Origin of the sequence: Streptomyces phaeochromogenes (assembly GCF_001418655.1) — a bacterium.
GTDB classification, from domain to species: Bacteria; Actinomycetota; Actinomycetes; order Streptomycetales; family Streptomycetaceae; genus Streptomyces; species Streptomyces phaeochromogenes.
Window position 1 is genome coordinate 1 of record NZ_LIQZ01000658.1, and the last position, 2,769, is coordinate 2,769.

A 2,769-nucleotide genomic window follows, 5' to 3' on the forward strand; every position below is an offset into this window, starting at 1 on the left:
GTCCACCCCCTCCCCCGGAACCCCCGCCGCGTTCGCGGCCTCCTTGCGTGCCCGTGAGCCGCTGGTCGGCTACTGGTCCGTCCTCGACTCGCCGGTCTCGACCGAGCGCATCGCACGTCTCGGGTACGACTATGTGGCGCTGGACGCCCAGCACGGGCTGTTGGAGTACGCGGGCGTGCTGGCCTCGCTGACCGCGATCGACACCAAGGGGTCGACCGCCGTCGGTCTGGTCCGGGTCGAGGCCAATGACCCGATGCCGATCGGCAAGGCGCTGGACGCGGGCGCGGCCGGTGTCATCGTCCCGCTCGTCGACAACGCGCGGGACGCCGCCGACGCGGTGGCCGCCGTACGCTATCCGCCGCTCGGCAAGCGCTCGTACGGGCCCATGCGTTCGGGCCTGCGCATCGGGCCCAACCCCGCCGACGCCCACGCGCAGACCGTGGTCCTGGCGATGATCGAGACCGCACAGGGTCTCGCCAACGTCGACGAGATCTGTGCGACCGACGGCCTCGACGGGGTCTACATCGGCCCCTCCGACCTGCGCATCGCGCTCGGCGGTGCCACCTCCACCGACCCCGCGATCGCGGACGAGTTCGAGGCCGCGCTGGTCAGGGTGCGGGAGGCCGCCGCAGCCGCCGGGATCGCCGTCGGCGTGCACAACGCGGACGGCGCGAGCGCCGCCAAGCGGCTCGCCGAGGGCTTCACGTACGTCACCGTCGCCTGTGATCTCGTCCATCTGGAGCAGGCCGCCGGTCAGCACCTCACCGCCGCGCGTGCCTCGGGGCTGGTCCGATGACGTCGCCGCCGACGCTCGCCGACGGCGTCGTGCACCCACATCCCACCGAACCCGGCCGCGCCGAGGCGCAGTTGTCGGCGCTGGCAGTGCAGAACCACGCCGCCAATCTCACCGTGCTGCCCGGTGGCGGGCTGGGCTGTGTCTGGTTCGCGGGCACGCAGGAAGGTGTCGCGGACATCTCTGTGTGGTTCTCGCGGCTCGACCCCGATGGTGACGTCTGGTCGGCACCGGTGCAGCTCTCCCACGACGACACCCGGTCCGAACAGAATCCGGTGCTGTCCATCGACCCGTCCGGCGACTGGTGGCTGCTCCACACGGCACAGCGGGCCGGACACCAGGACACCGCCGAGGTGCGCCTGCGCGTCAGCCACGACGAGGGTGTGACCTGGGGCCCGTCCCGGACGCTCTTCGACGGCGGGGTCTTCGTCCGGCAGCCGGTGACCGTGCTGCCCTCGGGCCGTCGGCTGCTCCCCGTCTTCCGCTGCGTGGCCGCGCCGGGCGAGACCTGGTCGGGCGACCGGGACACCAGCTCGGTGATGCTCAGCGACGACTCCGGGACGAGCTGGCGCGAGGTTCCGGTGCCGGGCTCGACCGGACTCGTACACATGAACATCCGCCCGCTGCCGGACGGTTCACTCCCGGCCCTGTTCCGCAGCCGCCGGGCGGACGCCGTGCACCGGAGTGTGTCGTACGACGACGGGGAGAGCTGGGCCGAGCCGCGTCCGCTGGACGTGCCGAACAACAACTCCTCGATCCAGTACGTGCCGTTGGCCGACGGTCGGCTCGCCCTCGTGCACAACCACAGCAGTGCCGCGGACGCCGTCGCGCGCCGCGTCTCGCTGTACGACGAGATAGGCGAGGAGGGACTGAAGGAGACCGGGGACGCGGAGACCGGGGATGACGAGGTCGGTGACGGCGAGGCTCGTGACGGGGCGGCCGGGGACCGTGCCCCCTCCGCAGCCGCCGCGACGGGAGCCGCTTTCTGGGGTGCGCCCCGTGCCCCGCTCACCCTCTCCGTCTCCTCGGACGGCGGGCTGACCTGGCCCGTACGCCGAGACCTGGAGACCGGTGACGGCCACTGCCTCACCAACAACTCCCGCGACGGGCTCAACCGCGAGCTCTCCTACCCGTCCGTCGTCCAGACCCCGGACGGCACACTGCACATCGCGTTCACCCGGCACCGCCGCACGATCAAGTACCTTCGCCTGAGCCCGACTTGGGCGGACCGGGAGCTCCCCGTATGACGACGACGCTCATCACCACGCCCACCTTCTCCCGCCACTCCTCCGTACCCTGGCGGATCCTGGAACAGGCGGGCGCGGGCCCGGTGCGCCCGTACGACAACACCGCGCTGCCGAGCAGCGAACTGCGTGAGCGGATCGGCGAGGTCGACGCGCTGGTGGTCGGCATGGACGCCGTCACCGCCGACGTCATCGACTCGGCCGACCGGCTCAAGGTCATCGCGAAGCACGGCGTCGGCGTCGACACCATCGACGTGGCCGCCGCGCGGGCCCGTGGCATCCCCGTGGTGTGCGCGCCCGGCAGCAACTCCCGTGCGGTCGCCGAGTTCACCTTCGGGCTCATCCTGGACGCCACCCGCCGCATCACCGCGTCCCACCAGCGGGTGGCACACGGCGAGTGGCCCAAGCTGTTCGGGCCCGAACTCGCCGGAAAGACCCTGGCCGTGGTGGGCTTCGGCCGCATCGGACGCCTGCTCACCACCTACGCCCTCGCCTTCGGCATGACCGTCCTCGCACACGACCCGTACGTCGAAGACGCGGACATCCGCGCACTCGACGCCACGCCCGCCCCGCTGGACGACTGCCTGGCCCGTGCCGACGTCGTCAGCCTCCATCTGCCCGCGACGTCCGGCGCGGGCCCGCTCCTGGACCGCCGCCGGCTCGCCGCCATGAAGCCGGGCGCGTTGCTGGTGAACGCCGCCCGGGGCGGTCTCGTCGACGAGGAGGCGCTCG

At 72.3% G+C, this 2,769-nt stretch carries 3 protein-coding genes; all 3 read left to right on the forward strand.

What is annotated here, in order from left to right:
- Positions 1–796 (forward strand): HpcH/HpaI aldolase family protein (locus tag AOK17_RS47275; RefSeq protein ID WP_245697907.1); only part of this gene is annotated, 796 nt, incomplete at its 5' end.
- Positions 793–2,040, forward strand: coding sequence for a sialidase family protein (locus tag AOK17_RS47280; RefSeq protein WP_055618789.1), 1,248 nt, complete (start codon positions 793–795; stop codon positions 2,038–2,040). The genes AOK17_RS47275 and AOK17_RS47280, both read left to right, overlap by 4 nt.
- Positions 2,037–2,769 (forward strand): NAD(P)-dependent oxidoreductase (locus tag AOK17_RS47285; protein WP_055618790.1); only part of this gene is annotated, 733 nt, incomplete at its 3' end. The genes AOK17_RS47280 and AOK17_RS47285, both read left to right, overlap by 4 nt.